The sequence below is a fragment of the Acinetobacter sp. YH12096 genome (assembly GCF_013419215.1).
GTDB classification, from domain to species: Bacteria; Pseudomonadota; Gammaproteobacteria; order Pseudomonadales; family Moraxellaceae; genus Acinetobacter; species Acinetobacter amyesii.
On sequence record NZ_VPAM01000015.1, the window covers coordinates 78,484 to 85,281 of the forward strand.

Genomic DNA, 6,798 nt, shown 5'->3' on the forward strand with positions numbered 1-6,798 from the left:
GGGTGTGTGCTTTGGCACCGAAGCGCCAAAGCAGCAAACTTTATATTAAGCTTCCCATTTTTTGAAAACGAGGCAAGCGTTTACACCGCCAAAACCAAAACTGTTACTCATCACAGTATTCAATTTTGCATCACGTTTTTCAAGTACGATATCAAAAGGTTTTGCACCTTCGTCAAGTTCAGTCACGTTGATGTTTGGTGCAATAAAGTCATTTTGCATCATCAAAATAGAGTAAATCGCTTCTTGTACACCTGCAGCACCCAGGCTGTGACCAGTCATCGACTTGGTCGAGCTGAGTGGAGGAACTTGTCCTTCACCGAAAGCACGTTCCATTGCTTTAAGTTCAGTGACATCACCTGCCGGAGTAGATGTGCCGTGTGTATTTACATAGTCAATTTTGTCTACGCCGTGTTGTTTTGCTTCTTCAAGCGCCATCAGGACACAACGAGTAGCACCTTCACCTGATGGTGCAACCATGTCTGCGCCATCTGAGTTTGCTGCATAGCCGACAACTTCAGCCAAAATGTTTGCGCCACGTGCTTGAGCATGTTCAAGAGATTCTAGTACAACGAAGCCACCACCACCTGCGATCACGAAACCGTCACGGTCAGCAGAGTAAGGGCGTGAAGCAGTCTCTGGGGTGTCATTATATTTTGAACAAAGTGCACCCATTGCATCAAATAAAAGACTTTGTGACCAATGGTCTTCTTCACCACCACCGGCAAGCATTAAGTCTTGTTTGCCCAATTGAATCAGGTTGTATGCATAACCAATGGCATCTGCAGATGTTGCACATGCGCTAGTAATCGTATGTGCAATACCTTGCATTTTAAATGCCACGCCCACGTTTGCAGTAATGGTGTTGGTCATGTTACGAGGTACAAAGAATGGACCAACTTTACGTGCACCTTTGGTGTCTAGAAGTTCTTTCATTTCCACAACAGATGCAGTTGAACCACCACCTGAACCACCCGCAATACCGTAGCGTGGATTACCGCCAATTTGTTCTGCTGTTAAGCCTGCATTTTCTACCGCAGCCAAAGCTGAGTTGTATGCATACATTGCGCATACGCCCATAAAGCGTTTTAAGCGGCGGTCAATACCGTCAAAGTTTTGTTCTGCAGCCGCACTGACATGACTTTTGAAATTAAGTTCAGCATAACTTGGGTTGAAACGTGTTCCAGAAATCCCGTTTTGCAAAGAATGAGTGACATCTTCTAATGTATTACCAATGCATGAGTTGATGCCCATACCAGTGATTACAACACGTTTCATCTACAGATCCTTTATAGGTAGTGTGTGAGCAAGCTATTGAAAGTATACGAAGGAAACTTTCTAAATAGACGAACTCATATAATTTGATTGGAATAATGATAGCAGAAAGCTTTTTGAATTCTTATGGCAAATCCTATGCCTATTTTTGACTGAGCTAATTTGCAACGATGCAGCAAAAAACTTAACTATAAGATACATATTCAAGTTGTGATAAAGTTTGACTACACCTAGTATTTATCAAGAATTTCAAGAATAGTCTGAATGGGGTAGGGAATGGCGAAAACGAATAATAAACCAACGGCTGGTCTGCTTTCAAACGCCTTTGGAGTGGCTAAAAAGCTCAGTTCTACTGGGGTGTCTATTATCAATCATGTTGCACCCGAATCTGTAACTAAGGTCATTCAACCACAAAAAAATGGTCAAACCTTGGAAGGTCAGTCACGTCAGACGAGCGTATTTGATGTGAAAAAATATGATAATCCTCAGCAAATCTTACGTGAACACGTTCCAAATGTTTCTAGACAATTATTCGGTCGACATTTTAATACTGTAAATAATGTGGCTAATTTTGTTGCTCCTCAATTTAGTGACAAAATTTCTGATTATTTATTTGATCGACTTAATCATTTTAGTTCGGATATTTCATCTGTAGATGCTGTACTGGATGAAGCTGGGGTACGTGATTTAGAAGAGTTGACACAAGATGTCGATCGTTCGCGTCGTATTAGTCAGGCTCTGGGTGAGCAAAATAAATGGATTGCTTCGATTCAAGGGGCTTTAACAGGTGCGACAGGTGTCATCGGTTCAAGTATTGATATCCCTGCTTCACTGATTATGACTCTGCGAGTGATTTATCAAGTTGGACGTTCTTATGGTTTCGACTTAAGCAAAGAAAGTGACCAAGATATTGTTCAGTTTATTTTTAAACAGGTCGACTTGAGTTTAATTGCAGAAAAACAAACTTTGCTTATGGCAATAAAAGCTCTGAGTAGTACGCTACAAAATAGTGATTTACATCAATTGCAGCAATTGGTGGGTTCAGATACTGATGCAGCAGCATTGAAAAAATATGTACTAGATGAAAATGGTCAGTTTAAGTGGGCATGGCTCAATCAAATGCCAAAAGTTTCATTGTTAAATCAGCTATCACGATTATCTCCTGTGGCGAGTGTTGGTGTAAGTGTAGTGTATAGTCGCCGTTTAGTGGATGAAGTGAATCAGAAGGCACAGCAAGTCTTTTCTAATGCGCGCCAATATATTTTGCAGCATCAGGATATTAGCTTGTCACCTTTACATGCCTATGAGCGTTCTCTTGAGTTGCTTGCTCAAGCAACACCTAAATTACTAGAAGGTATTAAGGCGAAAGATATTGATTTGGCTGAGCCGGTACTAGATCAGACCATAGATGTTGCAGGTCATGAGAGTATCCGCGCAGTAAAAGTCATCAAAAAAGCACAAGTTAAAAACTCTGATGCAGCCGAAGTGGAAGTAGAGCAGGAACAAAAAGTCTCAGAAGGTTTGGAGGCACTCGCAGAAAAAGTTGTTGAGCCTCATGCACCCGGGGCTGCGCAAAAACCTGCTTTAGCTGAAAAAGATGAGTTTGATGTGTTGGAATCTGTACAGCAGGAGGATGTCCCAGTGGAAAAAGCTGCACCCAAAACTAAGCCGCGTAAAGCCAAAACAGCAGCCGTAGATAAAGTTACAAAAAAATCAGCAGATTCTTCTGAAAAATAAACTATTTATTTGTGGGTGAAAAATTGCGCAAATCACGATGAATAAATGTTTTCGATGATCGTATATTGTTGACCAATTTTAAGTCTTCGCTTACAATTGCATGCCCTCAAAAAGTAGTATTTTTTGGGGCTTTTTATTAACGGGAGAATTGCCAAATGGCAACAACAAATCAGTTGATCCGTAAGGGTCGTACAACTTTAGTTGAAAAATCTAAAGTTCCTGCGTTGAAGGCTTGTCCACAACGTCGTGGTGTTTGTACACGTGTTTACACAACTACACCTAAAAAACCTAACTCAGCAATGCGTAAAGTTTGCCGTGTTCGCTTAACTTCAGGTTTCGAAGTTTCTAGCTACATCGGTGGTGAAGGCCATAACCTACAAGAGCACAGTGTTGTTCTTATCCGTGGTGGTCGTGTTAAAGATTTACCGGGTGTACGTTACCATACCGTTCGTGGTTCTTTAGACTGTGCTGGTGTTAAAGATCGTAACCAGTCTCGTTCTAAATACGGTGCTAAACGTCCTAAGAAATAATCTGAAAAGATTAACTTCTTAGTTCGTTAGAACTGCAATCCTTTATCGTCTCGCTTGTCTGATTTCTGCATTTTTTGTGAAAATTCCAAGCGACGTATAGTAAGGCCAGCGAAAGCACATGACACTTTGTGCACCTGCTGGAGTAACCTGAAGTGTCATATTTATTAGGTGTATTAAAATGCCAAGACGTCGCGTAGTTGCTGCCCGTGAAATCCTTCCGGATCCTAAGTTCAGCAGCCAAACAATCGCTAAATTCATGAACCACGTAATGCAAGATGGTAAAAAATCTATTGCTGAAAGTATCGTTTACGGTGCTTTAGACCGCGTTCAAGAAAAATCTAAAGTAGACCCAGTTGAATTTTTCGAGACTACTCTTGAAAAAGTTCGTCCTATGGTCGAAGTAAAAGCACGCCGTGTTGGTGGTGCTACATACCAAGTGCCTATGGAAGTACGCCCATCCCGTCGTACTGCCTTGGCTATGCGTTGGTTAGTAGATGCTGCTGCTAAGCGTTCTGAAAAAACTATGGCTTTACGTCTTGCTGGTGAGTTGCTTGATGCAGCTGAAGGTAAAGGCGCAGCGATCAAAAAACGTGAAGATGTGCATCGTATGGCTGAAGCCAACAAAGCCTTCTCTCATTACCGTTTCTAAGCGGATAAAACAGCCCCTATTCAGGAGGGTGACAAATCAGTTGTCACTGTTTTGTCATCGAATCGCTTTAAGTTGCTATGCAGCTTAAAGCGTCCTGTTTTAAACAACAAAATTTAGGAATGCTAGAAATCATGGCTCGTCAAACCCCAATTTCTCGTTATCGTAACATTGGTATCTCTGCGCACATTGATGCTGGTAAAACTACCACTTCAGAACGTATTTTGTTCTACACAGGTGAGAGTCACAAACTTGGTGAAACTCACGAAGGTTCTGCAACTACAGACTGGATGGAACAAGAGCAAGAACGTGGTATTACTATTACCTCAGCGGCAGTAACATGCTTCTGGAAAGGGATGGGTAACCAATTCGAACAGCACCGTATTAACGTAATTGATACCCCAGGACACGTAGACTTCACTATTGAAGTTGAACGTTCTATGCGTGTTCTTGACGGTGCATGCATGGTTTACTGTGCTGTAGGTGGTGTACAACCTCAGTCTGAAACTGTATGGCGTCAAGCAAATAAATATAAAGTTCCACGTATTGCATTCGTGAACAAAATGGACCGTACTGGTGCGAACTTCTTCCGTGCTGTTGAACAAGTTAAAACACGTCTTGGTGGTAATCCAGTGCCAATCGTTGTTCCAATCGGTGCAGAAGAAAACTTCCAGGGTGTTGTTGACCTAATCGAAATGAAAGCGATTATCTGGGACGAAGCGTCTCAAGGTATGAAGTTTGAATATGGCGAAATCCCTGCTGAATTAGTTGAACTAGCTAACGAATGGCGTACTAACATGGTTGAAGCTGCTGCGGAAGCATCAGAAGAACTCATGGACAAGTACCTTGAAGAAGGTGAGTTAACTAAAGAAGAAATCGTTTCAGGTTTACGTGCACGTACATTGTTGAATGAAATTCAACCAATGCTATGTGGTTCAGCGTTCAAAAACAAAGGTGTTCAACGTATGTTGGATGCTGTAATTGAATTCTTACCTGCGCCGACTGATGTCGAGGCGATTAAAGGTATCCTTGACGACAAAGACGAAACTGAAGGTTCTCGTGAAGCGTCTGACGATGCTCCGTTCTCTGCGCTTGCGTTCAAAATCATGAACGACAAATTCGTAGGTAACTTAACATTCGTACGTGTTTACTCTGGTGTGCTTAAAGCAGGTAGCCCTTGCTATAACCCAGTTAAAATGAAGCGCGAACGTGTTGGCCGTATCGTACAGATGCACGCAAATGACCGTCACGATATTGAAGAAATTCGTGCGGGTGATATCGCAGCATGTGTAGGTCTTAAAGATACTACGACTGGTGATACATTATGTGATGAAAACAATGTAATTACACTAGAGCGTATGGAATTCCCAGAGCCAGTAATTGCGCTTGCGGTTGAGCCTAAAACTAAAGCTGACCAAGAAAAAATGTCTGTTGCTTTAGGTCGTTTGGCGAAAGAAGACCCTTCATTCCGCGTACGTACTGACGAAGAATCTGGTCAAACAATTATTGCTGGTATGGGTGAGCTTCACCTTGACATTATTGTTGACCGTATGAAGCGTGAATTCAACGTTGAAGCGAACATTGGTAAACCAATGGTAGCTTACCGTGAAACGATCAAAAAATCAGTTGAACAAGAAGGTAAGTTCGTACGTCAAACTGGTGGTAAAGGTAAGTTTGGTCACGTATACGTACGTTTAGAACCACTTGCTGAAGATGCTGGCAAAGATTACGAGTTCGCTGAAGAAGTTGTAGGTGGTGTAGTACCTAAAGAATTCTTCGGTGCGGTTGACAAAGGTATCCAAGAACGTATGAAGAATGGTGTCCTAGCTGGTTATCCAGTTGTTGGCATCAAAGCGACATTGTTCGATGGTTCTTACCATGACGTCGACTCTGACGAATTATCGTTCAAAATGGCTGGTTCTTACGCATTCCGTGACGGTTTCATGAAAGCAGATCCTATCTTGCTTGAACCTATCATGAAAGTTGAAGTAGAAACTCCAGAAGACTACATGGGCGATATCATGGGTGACTTAAACCGTCGTCGTGGTCTTGTTCAAGGTATGGACGATTTACCTGGTGGTACTAAAGCTATCCGTGCAGAAGTTCCACTTTCTGAGATGTTTGGTTACGCAACTCATATGCGTTCTATGTCTCAAGGTCGTGCAACTTATTCTATGGAATTCGCTAAATACGCTGAAACACCACGTAACGTGGCTGAAGGCATCATCGCTAAGTTCCAATCTGGCGGTAAAAAAGGTGACGACGAGTAATCTTTCGATTACTATAAGCCCAAACTAATTCATAGTTAAAAACCAAATGCTCATGCAGTATCCCTGCATGAGTAGTTTAAAAAGGAAGATCTCATGGCTAAGGCTAAGTTCGAACGTAATAAGCCACACGTTAACGTGGGTACAATTGGTCACGTCGACCACGGTAAAACTACTTTAACAGCTGCAATTGCAACTGTATGTGCAAAAAAATTCGGTGGTGAAGCGAAAGATTACGCTGCAATCGACTCTGCACCAGAAGAAAAAGCACGTGGTATTACAATTAATACTTCACACGTAGAATACGATTCTCCAATCCGTCACTACGCTCACGTAGACTGCCCAG

The 6,798-nt window shown here is 42.1% G+C and carries 6 protein-coding genes; 5 read left to right on the forward strand and 1 reads right to left on the reverse strand.

Annotated elements, in window-relative coordinates:
• Positions 1-45: 45 nt before the first annotated feature.
• The gene (locus FTU36_RS08600; protein ID WP_078190050.1) at positions 46-1,275 is read right to left on the reverse strand and encodes a beta-ketoacyl synthase N-terminal-like domain-containing protein; all 1,230 of its coding nucleotides are present in this window, start codon (positions 1,273-1,275) and stop codon (positions 46-48) included.
• A gap of 273 nt (positions 1,276-1,548) precedes the next feature.
• On the opposite strand from FTU36_RS08600, the gene FTU36_RS08605 reads away from it, so the two are divergent.
• The 5 genes from FTU36_RS08605 to FTU36_RS08625 form a co-directional block, all read left to right on the forward strand.
• Complete coding sequence (locus FTU36_RS08605) at positions 1,549-3,009, forward strand: EcsC family protein (protein ID WP_180117465.1); 1,461 nt, start codon at positions 1,549-1,551, stop codon at positions 3,007-3,009.
• A 155-nt stretch (positions 3,010-3,164) separates the two neighbouring features.
• Complete coding sequence (rpsL, locus tag FTU36_RS08610) at positions 3,165-3,539, forward strand: 30S ribosomal protein S12 (RefSeq protein WP_000246374.1); 375 nt, start codon at positions 3,165-3,167, stop codon at positions 3,537-3,539.
• Between the two features lie 178 nt (positions 3,540-3,717).
• Positions 3,718-4,188, forward strand: coding sequence for a 30S ribosomal protein S7 (gene rpsG, locus FTU36_RS08615; RefSeq protein WP_005011815.1), 471 nt, complete (start codon positions 3,718-3,720; stop codon positions 4,186-4,188).
• A 131-nt stretch (positions 4,189-4,319) separates the two neighbouring features.
• Positions 4,320-6,455, forward strand: coding sequence for an elongation factor G (fusA, locus tag FTU36_RS08620; RefSeq protein ID WP_180004228.1), 2,136 nt, complete (start codon positions 4,320-4,322; stop codon positions 6,453-6,455).
• A 93-nt stretch (positions 6,456-6,548) separates the two neighbouring features.
• A partial coding sequence (locus FTU36_RS08625) for a GTP-binding protein (protein WP_257223973.1) occupies positions 6,549-6,798 on the forward strand: 250 nt, incomplete at its 3' end.